The sequence below is a fragment of the Microbacterium sp. NPDC058342 genome (assembly GCF_042723935.1).
In the GTDB taxonomy this organism is placed as follows: domain Bacteria; phylum Actinomycetota; class Actinomycetes; order Actinomycetales; family Microbacteriaceae; genus Microbacterium.
In genome coordinates this window covers 1735004-1761601 of the sequence record NZ_JBHXID010000001.1, presented here as the reverse complement: position 1 = coordinate 1761601, position 26598 = coordinate 1735004, and the positions used below count along the sequence as shown (strand labels likewise).

The following is a 26598-nucleotide window of genomic DNA, read 5'->3' as shown; positions in this document are numbered from 1 at the left end:
TGAGTGTGACACCACCATATCGGAGAACAGATATCAGATATCAGTGGACAGAAGCCTGATATCTGATCTATAAATGCTGACATGGCCACCAGCACTCGCCCTCGGAACCGCCAGCCCCTGTCGAAGCAGGCGCAGGACGCGATTCGTCAGTACATGATCGATCACAGGATCGCGCCCGGTGAGGCGCTTCCGTCCGAGGCGGAGTTCGCGGAGATCCTCGGCATGGGAAAGACGTCCGTGCGTGAAGGACTCAGCGGACTCGTGACGCTGGGAATCGTCGAGGTCGCACACGGGCGTGGCATCTACGCGGGGCGATTCTCGTTCACCCCGCTCGTGGAGAACCTCCCGTATGGACTGATGGTCGAGCACCTCCCGCTTGTCGAACTCCTTCAAGTGCGCCGCGCGTTGGAAGAGGGGCTCATCGAGCAGGTCGCCCAATCGCTCACGGCCGAAGACATCGCCGCGCTCGACGCGCTGGTCGACAGGATGGAAGCGGAGTCCAGCGGCGGTGCCGTGCCGACCGACGTCGACCGTCAGTTCCACGTGAGCTTGTTCGGCCCGCTGCGTAACTCCCTCGTGACTCAACTGATCAACGTGTTCTGGACGATCTTCGAGAAGGCACCTGAGTCCCTGAAGTCCACGCGGGTGCATCACACTGCCCAGATGCACCGGGACATCCTTCTCGCCATCCGCTCGGGCGACGGCGCCCGCATGCGACGCGCGGTGGCAGATCACTTCATCGACATCCACGAAGCCCTCATGCACGTGGCGACACAGAAGGCAGTATCTTGATCCACGGAATCATTCCCGCTCTGCTTGCCAGCTACGACGAAGACGGTGCCCAAGACGTCGGCCGCAGTCTTGCAGCCGTCGACAAGCTCATAGAGGCCGGCATCGACGGCGTCTTCCTCTGCGGAAGCACCGCGGAGTTCCCGCTGCACACCATCGACGAGCGCAAGCGGTTGATCGACGCGGTGACCGGGCACGTCGCCGGACGGATCTCGGTTATCGCTCACGTGGGAGCACCCGACACACGCTCCTCCAAAGAGTTGGCCGCCTTCTCATCAGCGGTGGGCGTGACCGCCGTCGCCGCGGTGACGCCACACTACTTCGACTACGACGAGGCCGCATACACCGACTACTACCGTGCGCTCGCGGACTCCATTGAGGTGCCGCTGCTGGCCTATCAGATCCCGTCGCTGGCACACGCGCGGCTGTCCACCGAATGGTTCGCAGCACGCGCGGACGAGGGGGTCCTCTCCGGCGTGAAGTACACCTCCTCTGATCTGCATCAGCTCGCCGATCTCCGGCGCATCATCGGCCAGGACTTCACCATCCTCAACGGAGCGGACCAGGTGCTGCTGGGCGGGCTCGCGCTCGGCGCGGATGGCGGAGTCGGGTCCACCTACAACGCGATTCCGCGCACCTACGTCGAGCTGTACCGCGCCTTCCAGGCGGGCGATCTCGTGACCGCCCGTGCACGCCAGGACGAATCACTGAAGTTCATCGCGGCGCAGGACCAGTTCGACTTCATTGCGTTCCTGCGTGAGGCGCTGCAGCTGCGCGGCGTTCCGATGGGGCGCAGCAGAGCTCCGCTCCCGATGCTGAGCGCCTCCCAGACCGCGCACGCGCATGAACTCCTTGCGCAGTTCGGAATTGCAGCGAGCCCATCCACGTCCGAAGAACGAATGCCCTGACTCCATGACCACCGCATCGAAGACGCATTCGGCGCACGAGAAGCCGGGTGCTCCGGCGCCGCTCCTCGCGCCGGATGGGGCGCCGGCGATCGAGGACTGGTCCGTGGATCAGTCGCTCCGCCACCTCAACCATGGCTCGTGCGGAGCCGTGCCGCGTGCAACCCAGGCGCGACAGCTCCAGCTCCGCACCGAGATGGAATCGAACCCGAACCGGTGGTTCCGAGGTCTCCCGGGCCGGGTGGCGGAGGCGCGTGCGCGGATTGCGGCATACCTCGGCGCAGACGTGACACAGGTGGTCGCGGTCCCCAGCGCCAGCGGCGGCGCGAGCGTGGTCTACAACAGCCTCGCCTTGCCCCGCGGGGCGAGCATCGTCGTCACTGACCACTGCTACGGAGCGCTCCGGATGGGCGCCGAACGCCTCGCGCGCCGATCGGGCGCGCACGTGCGTGAGGTCACGGTGCCGCTCGCCGCCGATGACGCCGAGGTGCGTTCCCGGATCGACGCGGCCACCGACACCTCGACGGCGCTGCTCATCGTAGATCAGATCTCCTCAGCGACCGCCCGCGCGTTTCCGCTGCCCGGCATCATCGAGGACGCACATGCGAAAGGTGCGCGCGTGCTGGTCGACGCGGCGCACGCCCCGGGCGCGGTCGACCGTCCGCTTGAGGGCAGTCTGGCCGACTACTGGATCGGCAATCTCCACAAGTTCGCCTGCTCTCCGCGCGGTGCGGCAATCCTCTTCGCTCAGACCGAGGTCATGCAGGAGCTCTACCCGCTGATCGATTCGTGGGGGACACCTGAGCCGTATCCGGCAAGATTCGACAGGCAAGGGACGATCGACGTCACAGCGGTGCTGTCGGCGATGGAATCGATCGACGCAATCGAATCGCGCTTCCGCTGGCGACGTGTGCGGGAGTATGCGAGCGACCTCATGGACTACGCGCACCGACGGGTGATCGAAGCACTCTCCCGGCAAGGGGAGTACGAACCGGACCTGCGTCCCGAAAGCCCGGCCCGCCCGATGCGGATCGTCGCTCTGCCCCCGGGTGTAGCTGACACCGCGGACGGCGCGACGATGCTGCGTGAAAGGCTCGCCGACGCGGGCTTCGAGACAGCCGTGAACGCCTGGCGCGGACAGGGCATCCTGCGCCTCTCCGCGCACGTCTACAACACCGCGGACGACTACGACCTCTTCGTGGAGCGGGGCCTGCCCGTCATTCTCGCGGCAGGACGCTGAACGACCTGTGCGATGGCGCCCCGAGCCGTCGCGCCTCTCCCAGAGAAACAAGGAAGGAAACATCATGCGCAAACCCATCACGCTCGTGGCCGCAGGGATCACGACGGTGCTGGTGCTGAGCGGCTGCAGTTCCTCCGGCGACGCTGCCGATGGAACAGTCACCCTGCAGATGGTCGAGAGCCTGACCAACCCTGCGCGGACGCAGCTTCTGAAGTCTCTCATCGCCGATTTCGAGGCCGAGCACGAGAACATCACGGTCAATCTGATCTCGCCGCCCACCGACGGTGCCGACCAGAAGATCCAGCAGATGCTCCAGTCAGGAACCGGGATCGATGTCTTCGAGGTGCGCGACAACACCGTCGGACCGTTCAATGCGAACGGCTGGATCTACGACATGTCCGACGAGATCAAGAGCTGGGAGGGCTGGTCCGATCTGACAGCGACGGCGCAAGAGTTCTCGCAGCTCGACGGGAAGACTCTCTACATTCCCTACGGCTTCTACGTTAAGACCCTGTTCGAGCGCACGGATCTGCTCGAAGCGGCTGGTCTGGAGTCGCCCGCGTCATGGCAGGATCTGCTGGACGCCGCCGTCGAGATCAACGATCCCGACGACAACACGTATGGCTGGGCCTACCGTGGCGGAACAGAAGGCTACAGTCATGCCGCGATCATCATGGAAGCTTACGCGGCCGATGATCTCGACCCGACCAATGCCTACCGTCTGCAGAACGGGAACACTTTGTTCTCCTCGCCCGAGGCGGCGGAAGGACTGCAGCTCTCGCTCGACTTGTTCAATGAGGCGTCCCCGCCGTCATCCGTTGCATGGGGTTACCCCGAGATGGTCGAGAGCTTCAGTGCTGGCACGAGCGGTTTCCTGATGCAGACCTCGGAGGTGATCGCGACGATTCAGGAGTCCACGTCTGTCGCCGCCGACCAATGGAACACCACTCCGCTTCCGGTCGGTCCGACGGGCAAGGCTCCGCAGCCACTCGGGTCCAATGGGTGGGGCATCGCGGAGTCGAGCGCCCATAAGACGGAGGCGATCGAACTGATCGAGTTCCTCTCCTCCGGCGAGACCTCCCTCGAGTTCTCCAAGGGCAACAACCTGGTGCCGATCCTGCTGAGCGCCGAAGCCGATCCATACTTCACCGAGGGCCCGTGGGCCAGTTATCTGAAGATGAACGAGGATCCCGAGGTGCACTACACCGTGCAGGAGCCTCGATCGGTGACGTGGTGGTCCGAATGGGCGGCGAAGGCCAACACGGACTTCCAGTCCATGTTGATCGGCGACCGGACGGTCGGCGATGTGCTCGCCGACTGGGATGCCTACTGGACCGAGAAATGGGATCAGGCGAAGGAATGACGATGACAAGGGAGGCGGGGTCACTGGCTGCGGCCGGTGCCCCGCGCCCTCCTCGGCCTCGGCGGACGAGGAGCAGCGCCGGCATCTCCTCACGGAACTTCACCTGGCGCAGGGCGATGCTGATCGCCCTCTACCTGCTTCCAGCATTGCTCGTTGTCGGGATCTTCACGTACTACCCGATCCTCAACGGGCTCCAGATGGCTTTCCGTAACTGGAATCTCGCGAACTTCAACAACACGGACTGGGTTGGGCTCGACAACTTCATCGACGTGCTCAAAGCACCCTCGTTCGGAGTGTCCCTGCTCAACTCGGTCGTCTGGGTGCTCGGCTCGCTGATTCCGCAATTCGTGATCGGATTCGCGCTTGCGCTGTGGCTGCGCCGGAAGTTTCGTTTCCGCGGTCTGTACCAGGCGCTCGCGTTCGTGCCATGGGCGATCTCGGGCTTCCTCATCGGCATTCTGTTCCGCTGGATGTTCAATGCGGAGTCGGGTGTCATCAACGATCTGCTGCTCAAGGCCAATCTCATCGAAGAGCGGATCCCGTGGCTGGCCGACCCATCGACGGCGATGACAGCAGCCATCATCGCCAACGTCTGGTATGGCGCGACCTTCTTCGCGGTAATGATGCTCGCCGCACTGCAATCCGTCCCTGAGGAGCTTTATGAGGCAGCTGCCCTGGACGGCGCGGGCAAGGGCCGCACGCTGTTCAGCGTGACGATCCCTTACATCCGCGGGACTATTCTGCTGACCGTCCTGCTGCGCACGATCTGGATCTTCAACTCGCCGGAGATCATCTACGGAATGACCGGAGGCGGGCCGGCAGGCAAGACGAGCATTCTCACCAGCTACATGATCCAGGTCAATCAACAGGGCAACTACGGGCAGGCATCCGCGATCGGGCTCATCGTGATGCTCATCCTCGCCATCTTCGCTGCGTTCTATCTTGCCGCTACGCGCGAGAAGGAGTCGAGCTCATGATCGGGCAGGAGTCCACCCTGGCACGGACCGTCAAGTTCGTTGTTCTGGGCATATGGTTGGTGATCACGCTGTTCCCGATCTATTGGATCACCGTGACAGCGTTCAAGGCCCCCGGGTCGATCTTCACGGTGCCGTTGCAGTACTGGCCGGAACAGTTCTCGCTGGAGAACTTCCAGCAGCTGTTCTCGATGTCGGCCTTCGGCACCTATCTCGCGAACAGCTTGATCGTCGGCCTCGTCGCCGCCGCGTTCGTCACCGTGATCTCGATCCTCTCGGGTTATGTGCTGGCGCGGTTCCGATTCAAGGGGAAGGGGCTTGTGTTCGCAGCCTTTCTCGTCACCCAGATGCTTCCCGCGTTCATCGCGTTGGGGCCTCTCTACCTGCTGATGACCAGGCTCGGGCTCGTCGACCAGCTCATGGGTCTGGTGCTGGTGTACATCGCTATCGGAATTCCGTTCAGCACGATCATGCTGGTCGGCTTCTTCCGCAATGTTCCCGACGCCCTCGAAGAGGCGGCGATGATCGACGGATGCTCCCGCACCGTCGCTCTCTTCCGGATCGTCGTTCCCGTGATGCTGCCCGGTATCGTTGCGGCGTTCATCTTCAACTTCGTCGCCTGCTGGAACGAGCTATTTCTGTCGATGACTCTGATGAACTCGGACATTCGGAAGACGATTCCTCCCGCACTCAACGGGTTCATCACGAGCTACAACATCGAGTGGGGTCAGCTGTCGGCAGCGGCCGTGCTGACGATCATCCCCACTCTCGTGGTGTTCGCGTTCGCCAGCAAATACATCGTCCGCGGTCTGACCGCTGGCGCGGTGAAGGGCTGATCGGCGAAGCGCCGTCTCGGACGCGAAGTCCCGTCTGTGCCGCTGGTCAGGCGGGACTTCGCGTCAGCGGGCGACGATCCGCGCCGGCCACAGCCGCCGCGGCAGCTCGAACAGCAGGCTCACCGGCATCCGGCGTCCCAGCAGCGCGAACCCCGTCGACACCGCCACCGTCGCGGTGAAGATCACCACGAGACCGAGTCCCGGATCCGAGATGCCCGCCTTCATCGCCAGCCACCCGAGCGCTGCGAACACCGGATAGTGCGACACGTAGTAGATCAGTGAGTACCGCCCCACGAAGCGCACCGGCGCGAGCCAGCGGGCCTCCGGCGCGGCCGCGGTCAGACGCACGAGGATCATGATCCCGAGCATCGCCGGGAGCGCCGACAGCGGCTCATACCAGAGCGGGTCGATCAGACCCGAGTACAGCGCGACCCCGATGGGGATGATCGACAGCACGGCCGCGAGCGGCACGCTCAGGATCCGGGCGTACGAATCCCAGTGCTTCTCAATGAGCGCCCCGAGGAAGAAGAAGGGCATGAGGTAGAAGAAACGCTGCAGGAGCTCGAGCTCGGCCGGCACGAGGAACATGACCACGAAGGGCACGGCGACCATCACCCACGCGGGCACCCAGCGCATCAGCAGGGCGAGGATGTAGTAGGCGAAGATGAACTGCATGAACCACAGGTAGGTGTTCCAGAACCCCAGCTCCCAGGGCATGTATTCACCCTGTCCCACGATGCGCTCTGACACGGCGTACAGTACGGTCCACACGACGATGGGCCAGACGATGCGGCGCACCTTGCCCCACACGTACTTGCCGGTCGGCGCGTGCAGTGAGCCCGCGACCAGGAGACCGGAGAGGAACATCAGCATGGGCATCCGGAACGGCGCGAAGAACGCGCTGAGGAACTCGAAGAACGCGGGGACCTCGTCGATCCGGTAGGTGACGATCTGCGTGGTGTGATGCAGGACCACGAGCAGGATCGACAGCCCGCGGAGCAGATCCATCCAGCCGATCCGCCGATCGTGCCGGTCGAGGGCACGGCTGATGTCCGCCCCGCCGCGGGCGGTCCTGGCATCGGCGCGGGTGGCGGGCGTCGTGGAGGGTGCGGGTTCGGTGTGCTCGGGCATCCGGCTCAGTATACGAGGGGCTCCCGGGCGGGCCCGGAGGCGCGACGGCGCGGACGACGCGGGATCCAGCACGACACGCGCCGGCGATACGCCTCGTACGACGCGCCGAACCGCCGGAGCAGATCCTTCTCCTCCCACGGTCGGATCAGGTCGTTCCACACCAGCGAGCCGCACAGGGCGTAGACCACGACCAGCCAGGAACCGCTGAGCAATCCGACGGCCACACCCTGTGAGATGCCGGCTACCGCCATCGGATTGCGCACGAGACGATAGGGGCCCGTGACCACCAGCCGGCGGGCCGTCGCGATCGGCAGCGGAGTGCCGTCACCCCGTCCGGCCATCGTGACCGCCGCCCAGAGCCCGAGTGCGCTCGCGGCGACTAGCAAAGTGCCTCCCGCGAGCGCCGCTCCGGGGGGATGCGGGAGGCGCAGTCCCCAGCGGTCCTCGGTGATCGCGATGACCCAGGGGATCACGACCAGGCAGACGCCCCAGAAGACGAAGATCTGCGCCGCGGTGCGCAACAGGTGCCGTCGTGCCGATGCGGGGGCGGCCTCCCTGACCGCGAACGGTCCGATGAGCAGCCACTCCGACGGCATCCGCCCCAGCCGCACGAGCAGCAGTGCTCCGGTGGAGGCCACCGCCGCCGCGATCATCAGCACGGCTCCCCAGCCGGCCAGAGTCGTCGCGGTGGCATAGAGCGCCATCCCGGCGGCGACCAGGACGGTCCATGCCGTCGCGGTCTCCGCGGCGAATCGGATTCCGAGCGCGGCGAGGGCCGATGCGATCACGAACAGCGGGACGTCGAACGCGGCGACCACCCCGGCGGGCAGGTCACCCAGGGTGAGCCGGCGGATGCCCGGCTGCACCGCGACTCCCAGCCACCAGCCGGTCCCCGCGACGGCCTGCACGGCGAAGTACGCGCGACCCCACCGGGCATCCAGCCGGCCGGTGAGCGTCACATCTCCTCGTGGATGGCGGGATCGGCGCCGAAGAGCCGGCCGTCCGGACGCCCCAGCGCGGTGATCGCCTCCACCTCGGCGGGCTCGAGCACGACCTCGGCCGCCTGCAGATTCGCGCGCTGATGCTCGGCGGACGAAGCCTTCGGGATCGACACGGTGCCGCGCGCGACGTGCCACGCGAGGACGACCTGCGCCGGCGTGATCTCGTGCGCGCCGGCGATCTCGCCGATCACGGGCTCCTCGAGCAGCTCCTTGCCGCGTCCGAGCGGACTCCAGGCGACGGTGAGGATGCCGCGCTCGGCATGCAGCTCCAGTGCGTCCGTCTGGGGGAAGTAGGGGTGCACCTCGATCTGGTTCACCACCGGCCGCGCACCGGTCTCGGCCTCGATCCGCTCCAGGTGCTCGGGCAGGAAGTTCGAGACGCCGATCTGACGGACGAGCCCCCGCGTCTGGGCGTCGACGAGCGCCTGCCAGGCCTCGCCGTACAGATCGCGGCTCGGGTTCGGCCAGTGGATCAGATGCAGGTCGACGGCGTCCCCTCCGAGGCGGTACCGGCTCTCCTCGATGCTGGTGCGCGCGCGCTCGGCGGCGTGGTGGCGGCCCGGCAGCTTGGTCGTCACGATGATGTCGGCGCGCTCGGTCGACGCCGTGCGCACTCCCGCGCCGACAGCACCCTCGTTCTCATAGTTGAACGCCGTGTCGACCAGCCGGTAGCCGAGATCGATCCCGGCGGCGACCGCGGCCGCACCCGCTTCGCCGTTCAGCCGGTACGTGCCCAGACCGACGGCGGGAAGGGCGAATCCGTTGTGGGCGGTGAACTGGGGCGTGCGGGTCATGATCCTCCTCGGGGTGTGTCCCGCTAGCCTACGCGCGGTCGTGGTCTGCGACGATGAGGGGATGCCGACCATCGACGATCCCGCCGACCGCCGCCGCTGTCCGTGCACGAGCGGCGATGCCTTCGGCTCCTGCTGCGGACCGGTGATCGCCACGGGAGCTGCGCCCAGCGCACTGCGCCTCATGCGCTCGCGGTTCACCGCCTTCGCGATGGGTGATGCGTCGCACCTGCTGCGCACCTGGCATCCCTCGACGCGCCCGGACCGGCTGGAGCTGGACCATGACGTGCGCTGGTTGCGTCTGGACATCCTGGACGTGCAGGCCGGGGGCCCGTTCGACAGTGAGGGGATCGTCGAGTTCGAGGCGATCTATCGCGAGGACGGCGGCCGCGGATCGCTGCAGGAGCGCAGCCGGTTCGTCCGGGAGGAGCGGGTCTGGCTGTACGTCGACGGAGTCATCCGCACCGGATAGGTTTGAGAGTGTGAAAGCCTCTCCCGAGAACCAGCGGACCCTGCTCGAGATCGCCGAACTGGATCGGCGGATCCAGCAGGCCGAGCGCGCGCGCACGCAGCCCGCGCAGGGGGCGCGCATCAACGAGCTCGCCGCGCTCCGTCAGCAGCAGCTCGGAGAGCTGACGGCGTTGACCGGCACCCTCGACGACGCCCGGGCGGAACTCGCCCGGCTCGAATCCGATGTCGCGCTGGCCACGCAGCGACGGGATCGCGACGGCGAGCGACTCGCCTCCGCCACCGACCCCAAGCAGGCCCAGGCTCTCGAGAACGAGATCGACAGCCTCGGACGCCGCATCTCGATGCTCGAGGACACCGAGCTCGAGGTCATGGGTCGTGTCGAGGAGGCGCAGGCGGCCGTGGACGCCCAGCAGGCTCTGATCGACCAGACGCAGTCCGAAGGCGCTCGCCTGACCGCAGAGGCGAAGGGCGACATGGCCGCTGCGGCCACTGACGGCGAACACCTGGCGCGTGACCGTGCCGCTCTCGCCGGCACGGTCGCCGCGGAGCTGCTCGCCGAGTTCGAGCGGCGCGCCTCACGGGGCGGTATCGGCGTCGGCCTGCTGCGGAGAGGCGTATGCGAGGGGTGCCGTATGGTGCTCTCGGGCACCGACATCACGGAGATCCGACGCGCGGCGGCGGACGAGGTTGTCTCGTGCCCGGAGTGCGGAGGCATCCTCGTGCGGACCGAGGAATCGGGACTGTGACCTCACAGGGCATCGCGCTCACCGCCGGACCGTGAACCGCCCGCCGCCGCACGTCGTCGTGGCGCGCGATGCGGACCGGCCAGGATGGCTGCTCGCCGTGACGACCGCTCCGGCACAGGACGTCACCGCCGAGCATGTGCGGGAGGATGCGCTGCACGACCGTGTCCGTGCGCTGGAGCACGAGCTCGCTCCCCGCTGGACGGTCCGCAGCCTGCGGTCGTTCTACCCGCCGTTGCTCGCCGCAGGAATACGGCTCCGCCGCGCGCACGACCTGCTGCTGTGCCATGCGATCCTGCGTGACACCCCGGCCCTGTCCGAACCGCTGACGCCCTCGCCGCTCTGGGTGCGCCCCGATCAGCCCGAGGACCTCGTCGCGCAGCCGGGCCTGTTCGATGTGGGCCCCGACGCCGGAAGCGACCTCGACGAGGTGCTCGCGCAATGGAGAGCGCAGCAGGATGCTCTGGATCGTGCACCGGACGGGCGCCTGGCGCTGCTGTGCGCGGCCGAGTCGACCGGTGCGCTCATCGCCGAGGAGATGACGGCCGCCGGGCTGCCGTGGAGCCGTGCAGTCCACGAGGGCATCCTCGAGGACGCGCTCGGCCCCCGCCCTCTGCGCGGTGCGCGACCGGCGCGGATGGCGAGCCTCGTCCGTGAGATCGGCGAGTGCCTCGGCGACGCCGAGGTCAATCCGGACAGTCCGCCACGCCTGTTGCGCGCGCTGCACCGCGCCGGCGTCTTCGTGGAGTCGACGTCGAAGTGGGAGCTGTCCGACATCGATCACCCGGTCGTGGCGCCACTGCTGGAGTACAAGCGGCTGGCTCGCCTGTTCACCGCCAACGGGTGGTCGTGGCTCGACGACTGGGTGCGCGGCGGTCGTTTTCGCCCCGTCTACCTCACCGGTGGGGTCGTCACCGGAAGGTGGGCCTCGTCCGGCGGGGGCGCGCTGCAGATACCCCGGCAGCTGCGTCCGGCGGTGCATGCCGACCCGGGTTGGGTGTTCGTCACCGCTGACGTCGCGCAGCTGGAGCCCCGCGTGCTCGCCGCCATGTCGCACGACACCGCGATGGCGGATGCCGCCAGGGGATCCGACCTGTACGAGGGCGTCGTGCGGTCGGGCGCCGTGGCATCCAGGCAGGAGGCGAAGTACGCCGTGCTCGGGGCCATGTACGGGGCGACGACGGGAGAGAGCGGTCGGCTGGTGCCGAGGCTGCGCACCGTCTTCCCGCGCGCGATGGCACACGTCGATGCGGCTGCGCGCACGGGCGAGGAGGGCGGTGTGGTGAGCACGCTGTTGGGCCGGGGGTCTCCACGCCCCGACGAGGCCTGGCGCAGCGCTCAGTCACGCGCCGGTGATCCCGGCGCGGGCGGAGCGGACGAGGCGCGCGCACGCAGTCGCGCCCGGGATCGCGGACGCTTCACCCGCAACTTCGTCGTCCAGGGCACGGCGGCGGAATGGGCCCTGCTCTGGCTGGCGGAGATCCGCCACCGGCTCATGGCGCTGCCCCCGGCGCCGGTCAGCGCACCGGCATCCGGACCTGCCTTCGACGACCGGCCGCATCTGGCCCTGTTCCTGCACGACGAGGTGATCGTGCACTGTCCCGCCGATCAGGCCGGCGCCGCCGCCGAGGCGGTCCGGGCTGCGGCCGAGGCGGCCACCGCGCGCCTGTTCCCCGGGTTCGCGATCGACGTGCCGCTCGATCTGAGCATCCGCGACGACGCCGCCACGTGATCCCGCCGCGCGCGCCGCTAGAATCGGAGGGCGAGCGGGTCGGCCGGACGGTCGCGTGGCGCGAGAGCGCACCGAGGAACGTCCGGGCTCCGCAGGGCAGGGCGGTGGGTAACACCCACCCGGAGTGATCCGCGAGACAGTGCCACAGAGAGAAGACCGCCGGACTTCGGCCCGGTAAGGGTGAAAGGGTGGTGTAAGAGACCACCGGGGGGCATGGTGACATGCCCCGCCAGGTAAACCTCGCCCGGAGCAAGACCAGACAGAGGACGTCGACGCGGCCCGCCGAGTCCTCGGGTAGGTCGCTGGAGCGGCACGGCAACGTGTCGCCGAGAGAGATGGCCGTCGAAGGAGCGCGAGCTCCCGAACAGAACCCGGCGTACAGGCCGGCCCGCTCGCACCCGGCATGTTGAAGGCCCCGATGGATCCGCAGTGCGGATCCATCGGGGCCTTCGGCGTCGGGATCGCCTAGTCCGCGGCCAGCGAGGCCGCGCCGATGATGCCGGAAGCATTGCGGTGCACGGCGGCGACGATCGGGGTCTTCAGCTCGAGACGGGGCAGGAACTTCTCGGGATGCTTCGAGACGCCGCCGCCGACGACGAAGAGATCCGGGCTGAAGAGGAACTCGACGTGCGAGTAGAACTCCTGCAGGCGCGCGGACCAGTCCTCCCAGGACAGGCTCTCGCGCTCCATCGCGGAGTAGGCGGTCCAGCGCTCGATCGACTCGCCCTCGCGACGCAGGTGACCCAACTCGGTGTTGGGGACGAGCACCCCGTCGTAGAGGAAGGCCGAGCCGATGCCGGTGCCCAGCGTAGTCATGATGGTCAGACCGATGGCGTCCCGGGCTGCTCCGTGGCGGGCTTCGGCGACGCCGGCGGCATCGGCGTCGTTCACGAAGGTGATGTGGCGGCCCAGGCCGTCCTCGAAGAACTTCTCGGCTTCGAAGCCCACCCAGTCCTTCGCGATGTTCGCGGCGGACAGCGTCCTGCCGCGCTTCACGATCGCGGGGAAGGCCACGCCGAGCGGGAGCTGGGAACCGGTCACGCCGAGGGTGTCGAGCACCTCGCGGACCGTGTCGAGGACATCGGCCGGGCGTGCCCCCTTGGGCGTGTCCACGCGCACCCGCTCCGAGTCCAGCGTGCCGTGCTCGAGATTGACGATTCCTGCCTTGATGCCGGTGCCGCCGATGTCGACGCCGATTGCCTGCTGTGCCATGCGGAATAGCCTAGCGACGTCCCTGCGCACGATTAGGATCGTGACAGATCCCGAACAAGGAGCTGACATGTCCGACGGCGACGAGAAGTACTGGTACAACCTCAGCACCGGAGAGGTTGAGTTCGGCATGCAGTCCGCTGCGGTCGATCGGGTGGGCCCCTTCGACACCGCCGACGACGCGGCCCGGGCTCCCGAGACGCTGCGCGAGCGCGCGCGGGCGTGGGCGGAGGAGGACGCCGCGGACGACGGCTGGGGTGCGAAGGCGAACGGGGACGACGCGTGAGCATGGACAAGCAGCGGGACTTCGTCCTGCGCACCATCGAGGAGCGCGGTGTCAAGTTCGTCCGCCTGTGGTTCACCGACGTCATCGGCACGCTGAAGTCGGTGGCCATCGCCCCGGCAGAGGTCGAAGGCGCCTTCGCCGAGGGCATCGGATTCGACGGGTCCGCGATCGAGGGACTCACTCGCACCTTCGAATCCGACCTGCTCGCGCAGCCGGACCCGTCGACGTTCCAGATCCTGCCCTGGCGAGGCGAGGTGGATCCGACAGCCCGCATGTTCTGCGACCTGACGACTCCCGATGGCCGCCCCGCGGTCTCCGATCCGCGCAACGTGCTGCGCCGAACGCTCGCCAAGGCGGCGGATGCCGGATTCACCTTCTACACGCATCCGGAGATCGAGTTCTATCTGCTCAAGTCGTCGCAGTACGGCGCAGAGGGCCCCGTGCCCGCGGACTCGGCCGGCTACTTCGACAACGTGCCGGGCGGCACCGCGCACGACTTCCGCCGCAGCGCGGTGAGAATGCTGGAGGACCTCGGCATCTCGGTGGAGTACAGCCATCACGAGGCGGGTCCCGGACAGAACGAGATCGACCTGCGTTACGCCGACGCCCTGACCACCGCGGACAACATCATGACGTTCCGCACCGTGATCAAGGAGGTGGCGATCGAGCAGGGCGTGTACGCGACGTTCATGCCGAAGCCGCTGAACAATCACCCGGGAAGCGGTATGCACACGCATCTGTCCCTCTTCGAGGGCGATGTCAACGCGTTCTACGAGGCCGGCGCCGAGTACCAGCTCTCGATCACGGGCCGGCGTTTCATCGCGGGCCTGCTGCGCCACGCGAACGAGATCGCCGCGGTCACCAACCAGTTCGTCAACTCGTACAAGCGGCTGTGGGGCGGCGACGAGGCGCCCAGCTTCGTGACCTGGGGACACGCCAACCGCTCCGCGCTCGTCCGCGTGCCGATGTACAAGCCCAACAAGGGTCAGTCGACCCGCGTCGAGTACCGTGCGCTGGACTCCGCAGCCAACCCCTACCTCGCGTACGCACTCATGCTCGCGGCCGGACTGAAGGGGATCGAGGAGGAGTACGAGCTGCCGCCCGAGGCCGAGGACAATGTGTGGTCGCTCAGCGACGCCGAGCGCCGCGCGCTCGGGTACGCGCCGCTGCCGGCGAGCCTCGACCATGCACTGGAGTACATGCAGGACTCCGAGCTCGTCGCCGAGACGCTGGGGGAGCAGGTCTTCAACTACGTGCTGCTGAACAAGCGCAAGGACTGGGAGGCGTACCGTGGCCAGGTCACGCCTTTCGAGCTGCAGAACAACCTCGGGCTGCTCTGAGTCACACACATGGATCGACCTGATGCGTCCGTCTCGCTGTCAGCGCTGGCCCGGCTCGGGTTCGTCGGGCTGACCGCGGCCGCCGCCGGCCTCGGGGAGCTCGCCGAGCTCACCGGTCTCGAGCGCGCGGAACTGGTCGAGGGTATGACCGCCGCCGACCCCGACTCGGCGGTCTCGGGGATGCTGCACATCGCGCGTCGAGATCCCGCCCGCACGGCGGCGGTGCTGCGCGACCCGGATGCCAGGGCGGCCGCGTGGCGCCTGCTCGGGGTCTCCACAGGGCTTGCGGACTTCTTCGCACGGCGTCCGGAGCAGTTCGCCGCCGCGGGGCTGCTGCGCTCAGACGTGCCCACCGCGGTGGAGCTCACCGACAGGATGCTCGCCGCCGTCGACGCGCAGGACGGCTTCGCGCACGCCCCGGACGCTCAGACCGCACTGCGCGTGGAGTATCGTCGGTGCCTCGCCGAGATCGCCGCCGGGGATCTGGCATCGCCCGACGCCTCGGCGGCGATCCCCGCCGTCTCCGCCGCACTCGCCGACGCCGCGTCCGCGGCGCTGGAGGCCGGCCTGGCGGTCGCGCGGACGACCGTGGCCGAGGCCGGCGCGTCGTCGGCTCGTGCAGAGATCGCCGCCACGCTGCTGGCGATCATCGGGATGGGCAAGGCCGGCGCGCACGAGCTCAACTACCTCAGCGACGTCGACGTGATCTTCGTCGGCGGCAGCGCCGATGAGGACATCGTCAGCGAGGCCAGGTCGATCGACCTCGCGACGAGACTCGCGCGGGAGACCATGCAGGTCGTCTCGGGCATCGACGCGGAACCCGCCCTGTGGGAGGTCGATGCCGCTCTGCGCCCCGAGGGCAAGCAGGGCGCGCTCGTGCGCTCACTGGCCTCGCACGTCGCCTACTACGACCGCTGGGCGAAGAGCTGGGAGTTCCAGGCACTGCTGAAAGCGCGTCCACTCGCGGGCGACCGCGATCTTGGAACGGCATACATCGACGCCGTGCAGCCGCAGGTGTGGTCGAGCGCCGGACGCGCGGATTTCGTCGAGAGCGTGCAGCGCATGCGCGAGCGGGTCACCGATCACATCCCGCCCGAGGACGTGCCCTATCAGCTCAAGCTGGGTCCGGGCGGCCTGCGGGACATCGAGTTCACGGTGCAGCTGCTCCAGCTCGTGCACGGAGTCAGCGATGAGAGCCTGCGCACCCGGGGAACGCTGGAGTCGCTGGACGCCCTGGCCGAGGGCGGGTACATCGGGCGGACGGAGGCGGCGGCGTTCGCCGAGCAGTACCGGGTGCTCCGGCTCATCGAGCACCGGCTTCAGCTGCACGAGCTGACCCGCACCCATCTGCTTCCTCGCGACGACGAGGGCATGCGCCGCCTCGCCAGGGCGACCGGACTCGCCGACTCGGGCGCTCCGCTGCAGGCGGTCTGGGAGGGGGTGCGCCGCGAGGTCCGCGAGCAGCACGTGCGCCTCTTCTACCGGCCGCTGCTCGCGGCCGTGGCATCCCTGCCCGCCGAGGAGCGCGCGCTCACCACCGGTCAGGCTGCCGATCGGCTCTCCGCCATCGGCTTCCGCGATCCGCAGGGCGCCCTGCGGCACATCGCCGCGCTCACGTCGGGACTCAGCCGCAAGGCGACGATCCAGCGGCACCTGATGCCCGTCATGCTGCGCTGGTTCGCGGACGGCACAGACCCGGACTACGCGCTGGTCGCCTTCCGCCGCATCAGCGAGCGCCTCGGCGACACGCACTGGTTCCTGCGCATGCTGCGCGACTCCTCCGGGGCGGCTGAGCGTCTCACGCGTGTTCTCTCCGGTTCTCGGTACGTCGGCGAGCTGATGGAGTGGATTCCGGAGTCGGTGGCCTGGCTCGACAGCCCCTCGGCGCTGCGTCCCCGCGGCGGGGCCGCCCTCGATGAGGAGGCCCGGGCCATCCAGACCCGCCATGCCACGACCAAGGCTGCGCTGCAGGCGGTGCGTGCACTGCGGCGCCGCGAGATGCTGCGGACCGCCATGGGGGCCGTGCTCGACCACATCGGCGTCGACGAGATGGCGCGCGCACTCACCGAGATCAGCGAGGCCGCCATCCAGGCGGCGCTACGCGCCGTGCGCCGCGAGGTCGTGCCCCCTGAGGACGACGCACTGGACTTCTCGATCATCGCGATGGGCCGCTTCGGGGGTGCAGAGCTGGGCTTCGGATCGGATGCCGACGTGCTGTTCGTATACGACCCGAACGGCGTGGAGCCGCAGCGGGCGCAGCAGCTCGCCGCTGCGATCGTCGCCGGACTGCGCGAGCACCTGACCGATCACCGTCTGCCTCTGGATCTCGACGCGGACCTGCGCCCGGAAGGCCGCAACGGTCCGATCGTGCGCACGCTGGAGGCGTACACCCAGTACTACCAGCGCTGGTCGCTTTCGTGGGAGGCTCAGGCGCTGCTGCGCGCGAGAGGGATCGCCGGCAGCGTCAAGCTGATCGGCGCGTTCATGAGCCTGGCGGACAGCATCCGATTCCCCGAACAGGTCTCGATGCAGGACGTGCGGGAGATCAAGCGCATCAAAGCGCGTGTCGAGGGAGAACGGCTGCCGCAGGGCGTCGACCCGCGACGCCACCTCAAGCTCGGACCCGGCACGCTCAGCGATGTGGAGTGGATGGTGCAGGTGCTGCAGCTGCAGCACGGGCATCGTGTGCCCGACCTGCGCACGACTTCGACGCTTCAGGCGCTCGACGCCGCGGTCCTCGCAGACCTGCTCCCGGCTGCGGGTGCTGAACAGCTGCGCGGAGCGTGGCAGCTCGCCAGCCGTCTGCGCTCGGCCATGACTCTGCTCACCGGGCAGACCCGCGACGTGCTGCCCACCGAGATCCGCGAGCTGGACGGGCTCGGCAGACTGCTGGGGTATCCCGATCGCAGCGGAGGCGCTCTGGAAGAGGACTACCTGCGCACGACGCGCAGAGCACGTCGGGTTTTCGAGAAGCAGTTCTACGGCTGAACGGGGTAGAGATGACGATGCGCATCGGGATCGTGTGGAATCCGACCAAGGTCGACGAGGAGCAGCTGCATGCGGCGGTCGACGCGGCCTTCCCGGAGGAAGCCGAGGTGCTGTGGTGGGAGACCTCGGAGGACGACCCGGGGCGGTCGATGGCCGAGGCCGCGGTAGAAGCGGGATGCGACGTCGTGCTGGCGGTGGGAGGCGACGGCACGGTGCGCACGGTGGCCGAGGTCATCGCCCAGGCCGGAGAGGACGCCCCTCGTCTCGGGATCGTTCCGCAGGGCACCGGCAACCTGCTTGCGCGCAACCTCGGCATCCCGCTGGGCAGCATCCCGAAAGCGCTCGCGACGATCGCCTCCGGCGGAGAGCGCGAGATCGACATGGGCTGGGTCCGCACCGACGCCGCGGATCCGGAGGTGGGCTTCCTCGTCATGATCGGCTGCGGTCTGGATGCGCACATGCTCGCGGAGACGGATGACCGCCTGAAGGACAGAGCCGGCTGGCTGGCCTACGTCGAGGCGATGGGGCGCGCGGTCAATGCCGCGGAGACCGTGGACTTCGAGGTCACCCTCGATGGCGGAGAGCAGCACGCGCTACGTGGTCACACGCTGCTGATCGGCAACTGCGGGTCCATCCAGGGCGGGGTGACGCTGCTGCCGGACGCCCAGCCGGACGACGGGCGGCTGGATCTTCTCCTGGTCAGCGCGGAGGGCGTGGCGGAGTGGGCCGAGACCCTGCGGACCATCGTCTGGGACAACGGGATCCGGCGGCTGCTCGGCGGCACCGACGACACCGTCAGCACCGGCGCCGCGCAGCACCTGACAGGCGAGTCCGTGAGTATCACGCTCCCGACGCCCGTCGCCTTCGAGATCGACGGCGAGGAGTCCGGCGAGGTGAGCGCGCTCGAGGTGCGCGTGCAACCCGGGGCGCTGCGCATCCTCTGCTGAGTCGGCCGGTGATCGTCCGCAGGCGAACGGCGCCCGACCCTGAGCGGGACGGACGCCGTTCTTGCCGCGTGCAGGCTCAGACTCCGTAGTAGAGCTCGAACTCGTACGGGTGCGGGCGCTGCGCCATGGGCAGGATCTCGTTGTTGTACTTGTAGTCGATCCAGGTGTCGATGAGCTCCTGGGTGAACACGCCGCCCTCGAGCAGGAAGTCGTGATCGACGCGAAGCGCCTCGAGCGAGTCCAGCAGCGAGTTCGGCACCTGCGGGATGTTCTTCGCCTCCTCCGGGGGAAGCTCGTACAGGTCCTTGTCGATCGGCTCCATCGGCTCGATGCGGTTCTTGATGCCGTCCAGGCCCGCCATCAGCTGCGCGGCGAAGGCCAGGTACGGGTTGCCCGACGCATCCGGAACGCGGAACTCGATGCGCTTCGCCTTCGGGTTCGAACCCGTCAGCGGGATGCGGATCGCGGCGGAGCGGTTGCCTGCGGAGTACGCCAGGTTCACCGGGGCTTCGAAGTGCTTCACCAGCCGGTGATAGCTGTTCAGCGTCGGGTTCGTGAACGCCAGCACGGCGTGCGCGTGCTTGAGGAGCCCGCCGATGTACCAGCGGGCGACGTCACTGAGCTGGCCGTAGCCGGCCTCGTCGAAGAAGAGGGGCTTGCCGTCGAGCCACAGCGACTGGTGCGTATGCATGCCCGAGCCGTTGTCGCCGAACAGCGGCTTCGGCATGAACGTGACCGTCTTGCCCCACTCCTCGGCGGTGTTCTTGATGATGTACTTGAACTTCAGGATGTCGTCGGCAGCGCTCACCATGGTGTCGAAGCGGTAGTTGATCTCCTGCTGCCCGGCCGTGCCGACCTCGTGGTGCGAGCGCTCGAGGTGGAACCCCGAGTCGATCAGGCGCAGGGTCATGTCGTCGCGCAGGTCCGCGGTCTTGTCGACCGGGGCGACGGGGAAGTAGCCGCCCTTGAACGGCGTCTTGTTGCCGAGGTTGCCGCCCTCCTCCTCCCGACCCGAGTTCCACGCGGCCTCCTCGGAGTCCACCTTGTAGAAGCTCTCTCCGGACGTGACCGAGTAGCGCACGTCGTCGAAGATGTAGAACTCCGCCTCGGGAGCGAAGTAGGCGGTGTCGGCGATGCCCGTCGAGGCGAGGTACTTCTCGGCCTTCTTGGCGACCTGACGCGGGTCCTTGCTGTAGATCTCCCCGGTGCGCGGGTTGTAGATGTCGAAGACCATCACGAGGGTCTTCGCCTCGCGGAACGGGTCGAGGTAGGCGGTGGTCACGTCGGGGATCAACTGCATGTCCGACTCGTGGATGCTCGCGAAGCCCCGGATCGAGGAGCCGTCGAAGAGCTGACCGTCGCGGAAGAAGTCGTCATCCACCGTGGAGGCGGGGATGTTGAAGTGCTGCTGCACCCCGGGCAGGTCGGTGAAGCGGATGTCGAGGAACTTGACGTCGTTCGCCTCGATGTAGCGGAGGACCTCTGCGGGATCTGTGAACATGTACGACTCCTGATCGGGTTTCGGTTCAATGCAACCTTACGCAGGTTAGATGGAGGGCGTTTCCCGGTCGTGTCCGTCGTGTTTCGGGCATGTTACGGGCGCTCGGTAGGCTGGACGGGTGAACGACTACCCCGGCGAACGTCTCGGCCTCCCGGCGACAGGACCCCGCAGCATCGCCAGGCCAGGGCGTCGCATCGGCGCTCTCGCGATCGACTATCTCGCGGCGACGATCATCGCAACCGGTTTCCTCGGATTCGAGCAGTTCGCCCTGCCGGGAGAGGCCGGCCTGACGCAGTTCGCACCGATGGCGGTCTTCATTGCGCTGCAGATCCTGTTCATCCCGACGACCGGCGGCAGTCCCGGTCACCGCATCCTCGGCATGCGGGTGGTGCGCTTCGGCGGGGGAGGCTGGGTCGGTCTGTGGCGTCCGATCGTGCGCACTCTGCTGCTGGTGCTCGTGATTCCCGCCGTGATCTGGGACGCCGACCAGCGCGGCCTGCACGACAAGGCCGCGGGCACGGTGCTCATCCGGGCCTGACGCCCGGACCGGATGCCCGTCAGGCGCGTCCGCGATTGCGGCGCCGCGTCTCGCGCGGTGCCCGGCCGCCGAGGAACGACTTCGCCGGGTCGACGACGAACCCCCGCCTCAGAACCTGGCGTCCGATCAGCATCCGGAAGCCCATCTCGTCGCGATTGGTCAACGTGACCTCTCCCTCGACCTCGTCGGAGACGAGGCGGATGCGCAGCTTGACCACGATGCGCTTCTCGGCGTGTCCGGAGGAGCTGCGCACGGCACGACGATCGTGCACGGGGCATTCGTGGACGACGGCATCCTCCCGGCTGTCCTGCCAGGGGTGCACGGCGAAGCGGACCCAGTCCTCGCCCTCACGGCTGAACTCGGTGACGTCGAACGCGTGCAGCGACGACGTCCGCGCGCCCGTGTCGATCTTCGCCTTGATCCACTCGACCCCCAGATCGGGCAGGCCCACCCACTCCCGCCACCCCGTGGACGTGTTTGAATGAGAAGACCGATTCACCCCTACATCCTGGCAGGAAACATCTGTGAAGATCGCCGTCCTCTCGCGCGCACCGCAGTCGTACTCCACGCAGCGTCTCCGGGCGGCGGCACAGCAGCGGGGCCACAACGTGAAGGTGCTCAACACGCTGCGCTTCGCGATCGATCTGACCGCCGATGCTCCGGATCTCTTCTTCCGGGGCAGGCAGCTCAGCGACTACGACGCGATCCTGCCGCGCATCGGCAACTCGATCACCTACTTCGGCACCGCCGTGGTGCGTCAGTTCGAGCAGATGGACGTGTACACCCCGAACACCGCCAACGGCATCTCGAGCGCACGTGACAAGCTGCGCGCCAACCAGATCCTGTCCCGGCACAACATCGCCATGCCGGCCACCGCGTTCGTGCGCAACCGAGCCGATGTCCGGCCTGCCATCGAGCGCGTCGGCGGCGCTCCCGTCGTCATCAAGCTGCTCGAGGGCACACAGGGCATCGGGGTGATCCTCGCCCCGCAGGTGAAGGTCGCCGAGGCGATCATCGAGACGCTGCACTCGACCAAGCAGAACGTGCTCATCCAGAAGTTCATCGCCGAGAGCCGGGGTCGCGACATCCGGGCCCTCGTCGTCGGCGACCGCGTGGTGGCGGCCATGCGACGCGTGGCGGACGGTGACGAGTTCCGCTCCAACGTGCACCGCGGCGGTCGCGTGGAGCCCGTCACGCTCGATCCCGTCTACGAGCAGACGGCGGTGCGCTCGGCGCAGATCATGGGTCTGCGGGTGGCCGGCGTCGACATGCTGGAGAGCGACGACGGCCCGCTGGTCATGGAGGTCAACTCTTCACCGGGTCTGCAGGGGATCGAGGCGGCGACCAAGCTGGATGTGGCCGGCGCGATCATCGACTACATCGCGAACCAGGTCGCGTTCCCCGACATCGACATCCGTCAGCGACTGAGCGTGTCGACGGGCTACGGCGTCGCGGAGCTGCTGATCCACTCCGGTGCCGAGCAGGTCGGCATGCAACTCGGCGACCTGGGGCTGTGGGATCGGGACATCACGGTTCTGACCCTGCACCGAGGCGTGAGCGTGATCCCGAACCCGCGCAAGCACGTGGTGCTGGAGGCGGAGGATCGGCTGCTGTGCTTCGGCAAGCTCGAGGAGATGCGATCCATGATCCCGGAGAAGCGCCGCCGGCGGCCGCGGGTGCGTCGGCTGCCCAAGGCGCCCCTGGGCGACTGAACCCGCCGGGGAGGACTGCGCCCGGCGGCGGGGGACCGCCTCCCTCGCTCGTCGAGGACAGCAGATCAGCGCGGACGCTGCGCGCGCACCTTCGTGGGGTCGACGCCCTTCGGGATCGGCAGCGAGGACAGCGACTGCGACACGGACTCGATGCGGCGGATGACCGCGCCCATGGTCGCCTTGTCGATGGCCTTGGGCAGCTTCTTGATGGTCTTGGCCAGGTCGGCGATCTGGACCTCGTCTTCGCCATGGCCCACGTAGAGCACCGTCACCGGCACGCCGTGCGCAACGCGCTGCGCCTTCTGGCGCTCCTCGTTGACCAGGCGGGTGAGGCGTCCACGCGTGCCCTCGCCGACGACGACGATGCCTCCGCGCCCGATGGCGCGGTAGACCGCCTCCTGCGTCTTGGGGTTGATGCCGACCGGAGTGTCGGACGACTGCCAGCTGCGGCCGAGGCTCGTGCTCAGAACATGGCCGCTGGCGCCGGGCATTCCGTCGATCTTGGTGTACATCGCCTTCGTCGACAGCCTCGTCATCAGGAACATGGCACCGAGGATGCCGAGCATGAGACCGGTGATGCCCCAGAGGACGAGCGAGAGGACCGTGCCGCCGCCGATGACGTATCCCAGGATCAGGCCGACAAGCACCCCGGCGATCAGGATCGCGATCTGCGCCCACGGAAGCCAGCCGTATACCTCCCGGGTGAACCGGAACAGGGAACGGATCTGGGAGAAGAAGCCTGGTCGCTTCTCAGCTTCAGGAGCACGCTTTGCCATGGGTACCAGCCTACCGAGTGATGGCGGCGCATTCGTCCTGCACATCCGACTGCTCGGGGCAGTTGTGCACAGCCGCCGGAAACCCGTGTGCGGCGCCCGCGCGGAGGCGCTGTCATGGGTGCATGGACGATGTCGATGAGGGGCACGCGCTCACCCCGGGGGCGCACCGCAGCATCCGCCGCCTCGACGCGCAGGAGGCGGCTCTCGCCGGTGAGCTGGTGACCGACGGCGACCGGCGCAGGGTGCGCATCCGCGCGGCGGCCGTACCGGACGCGCTGTGGGAGTTCGCGGGCGCGGAGCACGTCGCGGGTGTGCGTGATCTCGTGCGCACCGCCGACGGACAGGATGCCCTGCTGCCGTGGTGCACGGATCCGCTGGAGACGTTCCTGGCCCGTCGTTCCGCCGCCGATCGACCGCTGAGCTCCGGGGAGATCGTGACGCTTGCCGGAAGCCTGCTGCGGGGCGTCGCGGAGGTGGGCGCGCTGCGGACCACGGGTCGCTGGTGGCTGGACGACGACGCCCGGCCCCTGTTCGTGCCGGGGGAGGGGCGCGCCTGCGCGGCGGCGGCGAACGAGATCCTGGAGCGCGTGCGTCACGGCTGCGCCGATCGAACGCTGGAGCGACTGCTGGGCCGCATGACGGACGCCGCCGAGGATCACCGCGTCGTGGTCCGTGCCCTGGACGAATGGGAGCGCGAGCTCACCGAGCTGGCGGCGCCGCGGCCTCTCGAGCGCGAGGACTTCGCCGCCGAGCGCGTGAGCAGCATCCCCGTCCATCGTGCGCGCCTGCCAGAGGATGCGGCGAACCTTGCCGACCGGCCCGGGCTGCGCGCCCGCGCCGTCGCCGCCTGGCAGCGGCTGACGGCGCACGTGAGCGAGGGTCCCGGACTCGGGTCGCTGCGGCGGATCATGCCCGGCCGGGGAGTCCGGCGGCGCAGGGATACCGCCGCCCGTGCGCCGCGCGGCCGGATGCTCGTGCTCGGCGCCGCCGTGGCAGGTCTCGTGCTCGTGGGAGGACTGCTGTGGCCGGGCGGAGACGAGGGCTCGGTCGCCACCGAGCCCTCGTCGCAGCATCCGGAACGGGTGGCTGCAGAGCCGGCGAGCCCGCCGGCGTCGTCTGCAGCCGCCGCGCGGGAGACGGGGTCTGCCGAGCCCGTGCCGCCGCCGGCCGCCGGGGACGGCTCCGGGGCCGATCCCGTGTCGACGGCAACCCGATTGCTGTCGCTCCTCGAGCGATGCCGTGAGGATGCGGATGAGGACTGTGCGGAGGCTGTCGTCCCCGGCGCCGGAGCCGCGGTGCTGGAACGCACGGCCCCGGACGGCGCCGAGCGAGCCGTCACCCTGATCGACGACTACGGCGACGTCGCGGTGCTGCGTCTCGCGGCGACGGACGGCGGAGTCGATCAGATGCTCGTGCTCGTGCGCCACGACGACAGATGGCTGGTCCGCGACGTCTACGACGTCGCCGACCAGCCATCCGGACGGGACTGAGAGCGCTCAGATCCCGAGGTTCGCTGCGAAGTCCGCGGCCTCCAGCCGGTTCTTCATAGCGCCCAGGAAGCGGGCGGCATCCGCACCGTCGATCGTGCGGTGATCGTAGGAGATCGCCAGATAGACGTAGGAGCGGACGGCGATCGCGTCGACGCCGTCGACCGTGACCACGCCCGGTCGCTTGAACACGATGCCCGTGCCGAGGATCGCGGACTGGGGCAGGAACACCAGCGGAGTGTCGAACAGCGCACCTCGGGATCCCGTGTTGGTCACCGTGAAGGTGCCGCCGGCGAGCTCGTCGGGCTTCAGCTTGTTGTCGCGCGTGCGCGCCGCCAGATCGGCGATCTCGTGCGCGAGCTGGGCGAGGTTCTTCGTCGCCGCGTCACGGACGACCGGCGTCAGCAGGCCCCGCTCGGTGTCGACGGCGATCGAGATGTTCTCGGTTGCCGGGTAGACGATCTTGTCGCCATCCACGGTCGAGTTGATGATCGGGTACGCCTGCAGGGCCTCAGCCGCCGCGAGGGTGAAGAACGGCAGGAAGGAGAGCTTGTCGCCCGTCTTCTGCTGGAACTCGTTCTTCTTCGCGTTGCGGTAGGCGGCGAGCGCGGTGACATCCACCTCGACGAAAGTGGTCAGCTGCGCCGTCTGCTGCATCGAGGCGACGGCACGCTCCGCGACCACCTTGCGCAGCCGCGACATCGGCTGAGTGGTGCCGCGCAGCGGCGACACCTCCAGTGGAGCGGCGGCGGGCGCGGCCGGAGCGGCGGCCGGTGCCTGAGACTTCGCCTCCGCAGCCTTGAGCACGTCCTCCTTGCGGATACGGCCGCCGACACCGGTGCCGGTCACGGTGGAGAGGTCGACGCCCTGCTGGCTGGCCAGCCGCCGCACGAGCGGGGTGACGTACAGCGTGTCGGATGCCTCCGATGCCTCGGAGGTCTCGGCGGTCGGAGCGGCGGGCTCGGCGGGTGTGGTGGGTGCTGCGGGGGCCTGTGCGGCCTGCGGCGCCGGAGCAGGCGCGGCCTGAGCCTGCGGTGCCGGAGCCGCCTGGGCCTGCGGCGCGGGAGCGGGCTCAGCCGGAGCGGGCTCAGCCTGCGGTGGAGCCGCTGCGGGTTCTGCGGCCGGCGCGGCCGCGCCGGAGCCGATGCGTGCGAGGACGGCCCCGACGGCGACGGTCTCGTCCTCGCCGGCGAGGATCTCCTGCAGGGTGCCCGCGACGGGCGACGGGATCTCGGTGTCGACCTTGTCGGTCGAGATCTCGAGCAGCGCCTCGTCGACGGCGACGTCGTCGCCGATCTGCTTGAGCCAGCGGGTGACGGTGCCCTCGGTGACGCTCTCGCCCAGCTCGGGCAGCACGACGTCGGTGGCGTCGCCGGACTCCGCGGGCGACTCTGCGGCGGGTGCGGCCTCGGGGGCCGGTGCGGCGGCGGGCTCCGCCGAGGGTGCTGCCGACTCGGCCGGTGCAGCCTCCGCGGCTGGTGCGGCGTCGGCGGCCGGTGCAGCCGCAGCGGGCGCGTCGCCGCCGGACGCCGCACCGCTGCCGTCGCCGATGCGGGCGAGCAGGGCGCCGACCTCGACGGTCTCGTCCTCGGCCACGAGGATCTCCTCGATGACGCCGGTGATGGGCGAGGGGATCTCGGTGTCGACCTTGTCGGTCGAGATCTCGAGCAGGCCCTCATCCGCCTGCACGGTGTCGCCGACCTGCTTGAGCCAGCGGGTTACCGTCCCCTCGGTGACGCTCTCCCCGAGTGCGGGAAGGACCACGGGTGTGCTCATGACGGAGTCTCCTTCAGAAATCTGTGACGCCCCCAGCTTAGTGACCTGGGAGCACCGGGTGT

Annotated in this window: 24 protein-coding genes and 1 other RNA gene; 17 read left to right on the top strand and 8 right to left on the bottom strand. The window is 68.5% G+C overall.

Features of this window, described 5'->3' with window-relative positions:
- Window positions 1–81: 81 nt before the first annotated feature.
- The 6 genes from ACFWHT_RS08175 (at window position 82) to ACFWHT_RS08150 (ending at window position 6107) form a co-directional block, all read left to right on the top strand.
- On the top strand, window positions 82–792 hold the full coding sequence (locus ACFWHT_RS08175; protein WP_378827175.1) for a FadR/GntR family transcriptional regulator: 711 nt from the start codon (window positions 82–84) through the stop codon (window positions 790–792).
- On the top strand, window positions 789–1697 hold the full coding sequence (locus ACFWHT_RS08170; protein WP_378827173.1) for a dihydrodipicolinate synthase family protein: 909 nt from the start codon (window positions 789–791) through the stop codon (window positions 1695–1697). The genes ACFWHT_RS08175 and ACFWHT_RS08170 overlap by 4 nt, the downstream gene beginning before the upstream one ends.
- Window positions 1698–1701: 4 nt before the next feature.
- Window positions 1702–2934: an aminotransferase class V-fold PLP-dependent enzyme gene (locus ACFWHT_RS08165; RefSeq protein ID WP_378827171.1), complete on the top strand. Its 1233-nt coding sequence runs from the start codon at window positions 1702–1704 to the stop codon at window positions 2932–2934.
- A gap of 7 nt (window positions 2935–2941) precedes the next feature.
- Window positions 2942–4297, top strand: coding sequence for an ABC transporter substrate-binding protein (locus ACFWHT_RS08160; protein ID WP_378827169.1), 1356 nt, complete (start codon window positions 2942–2944; stop codon window positions 4295–4297).
- Window positions 4298–4413: 116 nt separating this feature from the next.
- Window positions 4414–5274 (top strand): carbohydrate ABC transporter permease, encoded by an 861-nt coding sequence (locus ACFWHT_RS08155; protein ID WP_378827167.1) that lies wholly within the window; start codon window positions 4414–4416, stop codon window positions 5272–5274.
- Window positions 5271–6107: a carbohydrate ABC transporter permease gene (locus ACFWHT_RS08150; protein WP_378827164.1), complete on the top strand. Its 837-nt coding sequence runs from the start codon at window positions 5271–5273 to the stop codon at window positions 6105–6107. The genes ACFWHT_RS08155 and ACFWHT_RS08150 overlap by 4 nt, the downstream gene beginning before the upstream one ends.
- 63 nt (window positions 6108–6170) lie before the next feature.
- Here ACFWHT_RS08150 and ACFWHT_RS08145 read toward each other — a convergent pair whose 3' ends face one another.
- The 3 genes from ACFWHT_RS08145 to ACFWHT_RS08135 are packed head-to-tail and all read right to left on the bottom strand — an operon-like array spanning window position 6171 to window position 9033.
- Window positions 6171–7238 (bottom strand): acyltransferase family protein, encoded by a 1068-nt coding sequence (locus ACFWHT_RS08145; RefSeq protein WP_378827162.1) that lies wholly within the window; start codon window positions 7236–7238, stop codon window positions 6171–6173.
- Between the two features lie 5 nt (window positions 7239–7243).
- Window positions 7244–8197, bottom strand: a complete 954-nt coding sequence (locus ACFWHT_RS08140; protein ID WP_378827160.1) for a methyltransferase family protein — start codon at window positions 8195–8197, stop codon at window positions 7244–7246.
- Window positions 8194–9033 carry an aldo/keto reductase gene (locus ACFWHT_RS08135; RefSeq protein ID WP_378827158.1) on the bottom strand — a complete coding sequence of 280 codons (840 nt, stop codon included), beginning with the start codon at window positions 9031–9033 and terminating at the stop codon, window positions 8194–8196. Before ACFWHT_RS08135 ends, ACFWHT_RS08140 begins: the two co-directional genes overlap by 4 nt.
- 61 nt (window positions 9034–9094) lie before the next feature.
- Here ACFWHT_RS08135 and ACFWHT_RS08130 point away from each other — a divergent pair, with 61 nt between their 5' ends.
- The 4 genes from ACFWHT_RS08130 (at window position 9095) to rnpB (ending at window position 12371) form a co-directional block, all read left to right on the top strand.
- Window positions 9095–9502, top strand: a complete 408-nt coding sequence (locus ACFWHT_RS08130; protein WP_378827157.1) for a YchJ family protein — start codon at window positions 9095–9097, stop codon at window positions 9500–9502.
- Window positions 9503–9512: 10 nt separating this feature from the next.
- Window positions 9513–10247: a zinc ribbon domain-containing protein gene (locus ACFWHT_RS08125; RefSeq protein ID WP_378827154.1), complete on the top strand. Its 735-nt coding sequence runs from the start codon at window positions 9513–9515 to the stop codon at window positions 10245–10247.
- 31 nt (window positions 10248–10278) lie between these two features.
- A complete protein-coding gene (locus ACFWHT_RS08120; protein WP_378827152.1) occupies window positions 10279–11976 on the top strand; it encodes a bifunctional 3'-5' exonuclease/DNA polymerase in 1698 nt (565 codons plus the stop codon).
- 35 nt (window positions 11977–12011) lie between these two features.
- An RNA gene (rnpB, locus tag ACFWHT_RS08115) (RNase P RNA component class A) lies at window positions 12012–12371 on the top strand.
- Between the two features lie 70 nt (window positions 12372–12441).
- Here the strand turns inward: rnpB and ppgK are convergent.
- On the bottom strand, window positions 12442–13188 hold the full coding sequence (ppgK, locus tag ACFWHT_RS08110; RefSeq protein ID WP_378827151.1) for a polyphosphate--glucose phosphotransferase: 747 nt from the start codon (window positions 13186–13188) through the stop codon (window positions 12442–12444).
- A gap of 67 nt (window positions 13189–13255) precedes the next feature.
- Here ppgK and ACFWHT_RS08105 point away from each other — a divergent pair, with 67 nt between their 5' ends.
- Genes ACFWHT_RS08105 through ACFWHT_RS08090 form a run of 4 tightly spaced genes read left to right on the top strand, consistent with a single transcriptional unit; the run spans window position 13256 to window position 18746 of the window.
- The gene (locus tag ACFWHT_RS08105; protein WP_378827149.1) at window positions 13256–13471 is read left to right on the top strand and encodes an SPOR domain-containing protein; all 216 of its coding nucleotides are present in this window, start codon (window positions 13256–13258) and stop codon (window positions 13469–13471) included.
- Window positions 13472–13473: 2 nt separating this feature from the next.
- Entirely contained in the window at window positions 13474–14811 is a 1338-nt protein-coding gene (locus ACFWHT_RS08100) for a glutamine synthetase family protein (RefSeq protein WP_378827147.1), read from the top strand.
- A 9-nt stretch (window positions 14812–14820) separates the two neighbouring features.
- The gene (locus ACFWHT_RS08095) at window positions 14821–17799 is read left to right on the top strand and encodes a bifunctional [glutamine synthetase] adenylyltransferase/[glutamine synthetase]-adenylyl-L-tyrosine phosphorylase (protein ID WP_378827145.1); all 2979 of its coding nucleotides are present in this window, start codon (window positions 14821–14823) and stop codon (window positions 17797–17799) included.
- A gap of 11 nt (window positions 17800–17810) precedes the next feature.
- A complete protein-coding gene (locus ACFWHT_RS08090) occupies window positions 17811–18746 on the top strand; it encodes a diacylglycerol/lipid kinase family protein (RefSeq protein ID WP_378827143.1) in 936 nt (311 codons plus the stop codon).
- 76 nt (window positions 18747–18822) lie between these two features.
- On the opposite strand, the gene glnA is transcribed toward ACFWHT_RS08090, so the two are convergent.
- Entirely contained in the window at window positions 18823–20247 is a 1425-nt protein-coding gene (glnA, locus tag ACFWHT_RS08085) for a type I glutamate--ammonia ligase (protein ID WP_378827141.1), read from the bottom strand.
- A gap of 118 nt (window positions 20248–20365) precedes the next feature.
- On the opposite strand from glnA, the gene ACFWHT_RS08080 reads away from it, so the two are divergent.
- Entirely contained in the window at window positions 20366–20785 is a 420-nt protein-coding gene (locus ACFWHT_RS08080; protein ID WP_378827139.1) for an RDD family protein, read from the top strand.
- Window positions 20786–20804: 19 nt separating this feature from the next.
- Here the strand turns inward: ACFWHT_RS08080 and ACFWHT_RS08075 are convergent, their stop codons facing one another.
- Complete coding sequence (locus ACFWHT_RS08075) at window positions 20805–21284, bottom strand: ATP-dependent zinc protease (protein WP_378827137.1); 480 nt, start codon at window positions 21282–21284, stop codon at window positions 20805–20807.
- 25 nt (window positions 21285–21309) lie between these two features.
- Between ACFWHT_RS08075 and ACFWHT_RS08070 the strand changes: the two genes are divergently transcribed.
- Window positions 21310–22497 (top strand): RimK family alpha-L-glutamate ligase, encoded by a 1188-nt coding sequence (locus ACFWHT_RS08070; RefSeq protein ID WP_378827134.1) that lies wholly within the window; start codon window positions 21310–21312, stop codon window positions 22495–22497.
- 65 nt (window positions 22498–22562) lie between these two features.
- Here ACFWHT_RS08070 and ACFWHT_RS08065 read toward each other — a convergent pair whose 3' ends face one another.
- Window positions 22563–23273, bottom strand: a complete 711-nt coding sequence (locus tag ACFWHT_RS08065; protein WP_378827133.1) for a DUF4191 domain-containing protein — start codon at window positions 23271–23273, stop codon at window positions 22563–22565.
- A 122-nt stretch (window positions 23274–23395) separates the two neighbouring features.
- On the opposite strand from ACFWHT_RS08065, the gene ACFWHT_RS08060 reads away from it, so the two are divergent.
- Window positions 23396–24763, top strand: coding sequence for a hypothetical protein (locus tag ACFWHT_RS08060; RefSeq protein WP_378827131.1), 1368 nt, complete (start codon window positions 23396–23398; stop codon window positions 24761–24763).
- A gap of 6 nt (window positions 24764–24769) precedes the next feature.
- Here the strand turns inward: ACFWHT_RS08060 and sucB are convergent, their stop codons facing one another.
- A complete protein-coding gene (gene sucB / locus ACFWHT_RS08055; protein WP_378827129.1) occupies window positions 24770–26536 on the bottom strand; it encodes a 2-oxoglutarate dehydrogenase, E2 component, dihydrolipoamide succinyltransferase in 1767 nt (588 codons plus the stop codon).
- Window positions 26537–26598: the final 62 nt, after the last annotated feature.

Bases quoted from the DNA above. Each gene is read 5' to 3' on its own strand.
- ACFWHT_RS08175 (WP_378827175.1), top strand. From the start codon at position 82: ATGGCCACCAGCACTCGCCCTCGGAACCGCCAGCCCCTGTCGAAGCAG.
- ACFWHT_RS08165 (WP_378827171.1), top strand. From the start codon at position 1,702: ATGACCACCGCATCGAAGACGCATTCGGCGCACGAGAAGCCGGGTGCT.
- ACFWHT_RS08155 (WP_378827167.1), top strand. From the start codon at position 4,414: ATGCTGATCGCCCTCTACCTGCTTCCAGCATTGCTCGTTGTCGGGATC.
- ACFWHT_RS08150 (WP_378827164.1), top strand. From the start codon at position 5,271: ATGATCGGGCAGGAGTCCACCCTGGCACGGACCGTCAAGTTCGTTGTT.
- ACFWHT_RS08145 (WP_378827162.1), bottom strand. From the start codon at position 7,238: ATGCCCGAGCACACCGAACCCGCACCCTCCACGACGCCCGCCACCCGC.
- ACFWHT_RS08135 (WP_378827158.1), bottom strand. From the start codon at position 9,033: ATGACCCGCACGCCCCAGTTCACCGCCCACAACGGATTCGCCCTTCCC.
- ACFWHT_RS08130 (WP_378827157.1), top strand. From the start codon at position 9,095: ATGCCGACCATCGACGATCCCGCCGACCGCCGCCGCTGTCCGTGCACG.
- ppgK (WP_378827151.1), bottom strand. From the start codon at position 13,188: ATGGCACAGCAGGCAATCGGCGTCGACATCGGCGGCACCGGCATCAAG.
- ACFWHT_RS08105 (WP_378827149.1), top strand. From the start codon at position 13,256: ATGTCCGACGGCGACGAGAAGTACTGGTACAACCTCAGCACCGGAGAG.
- ACFWHT_RS08100 (WP_378827147.1), top strand. From the start codon at position 13,474: ATGGACAAGCAGCGGGACTTCGTCCTGCGCACCATCGAGGAGCGCGGT.
- ACFWHT_RS08095 (WP_378827145.1), top strand. From the start codon at position 14,821: ATGGATCGACCTGATGCGTCCGTCTCGCTGTCAGCGCTGGCCCGGCTC.
- ACFWHT_RS08090 (WP_378827143.1), top strand. From the start codon at position 17,811: ATGACGATGCGCATCGGGATCGTGTGGAATCCGACCAAGGTCGACGAG.
- glnA (WP_378827141.1), bottom strand. From the start codon at position 20,247: ATGTTCACAGATCCCGCAGAGGTCCTCCGCTACATCGAGGCGAACGAC.
- ACFWHT_RS08065 (WP_378827133.1), bottom strand. From the start codon at position 23,273: ATGGCAAAGCGTGCTCCTGAAGCTGAGAAGCGACCAGGCTTCTTCTCC.
- ACFWHT_RS08060 (WP_378827131.1), top strand. From the start codon at position 23,396: ATGGACGATGTCGATGAGGGGCACGCGCTCACCCCGGGGGCGCACCGC.
- sucB (WP_378827129.1), bottom strand. From the start codon at position 26,536: ATGAGCACACCCGTGGTCCTTCCCGCACTCGGGGAGAGCGTCACCGAG.